The organism is Ruegeria spongiae (assembly GCF_023502395.1).
GTDB lineage: Bacteria > Pseudomonadota > Alphaproteobacteria > Rhodobacterales > Rhodobacteraceae > Ruegeria_C > Ruegeria_C spongiae.
Map to the genome: position 1 here is coordinate 1 of NZ_JAMFMB010000089.1, position 829 is coordinate 829.

Sequence of the window (829 nt, forward strand, 5' to 3'; positions counted from 1 at the left end):
GCGAGCTTAAAGCCGATGCTTTCGAAACGGTTTTCCTCGGGACGACTAGTATTCTTTTTCGTGATGAAGAAAATTCCATACTTATTGATGGATTTTGTTCTCGCCCTTCTTTGTCCAAGCTCATGTTGGGCAAGATCGCGAGTGACCCCAGCAGTGTCAGAGCTTGTCTTGAACGTGCTGGTATTTCTGAACTTTCGGCACTATTTGTTGCGCATTCGCACTACGATCATGTGATGGATGCACCATTAGTTGCTAAGCTTACAGGGGCGCGCATTTACGGTTCACGTTCAACCCTCAGGATTGCGCGCGGAGAAGGTGTCGCCGATACTCAACTTACCGAAGTCGTCGATGGAAATGTCGTCAACGTTGGAAACTTCAGGGTTCACATCTTTGAGACGCCTCATGGGCCACCGACCCTCTTTAAAGGCACTGTTAAGCCTTCTTGGACTGCTCCACAAAAGTTCTCGCGTTACCGTGTTGGAAAAAACTATTCATATCTTATTGAACACCTTGAACCAGAAACACAGTCGGCGCTGATTGTGCCGAGCGCTGGTGTACAGGCTGATGCTTTTCGTGGTGCAAAAGCTGATGTTGTATTTTTGTCAATCGGGATGTTGGGCTGGCAGCCAAGGGGGGAGTTTGAACGGTACTGGAAGAACTCCGTTCAAGATGTTGGCGCAACAAAGGTTGTCCTGATTCACTGGGACGATTTTCGAGTTCCGCTGAGCAGACCACTAGTAAAGATGCCCTTTCCACCGGATAGAGTCGAAAAGTCTATGCGAGAGTTGAAGCGTTTATCGACGCGCGACGAAATTCCATTGATCGTGCC

1 protein-coding gene is annotated in these 829 nt (G+C 48.6%); it reads left to right on the plus strand.

The features are described from left to right. Positions 1–829, plus strand: an 829-nt coding sequence (locus tag M3P21_RS22365) for an MBL fold metallo-hydrolase (RefSeq protein WP_249713716.1), incomplete at both ends; no start/stop codon positions are given.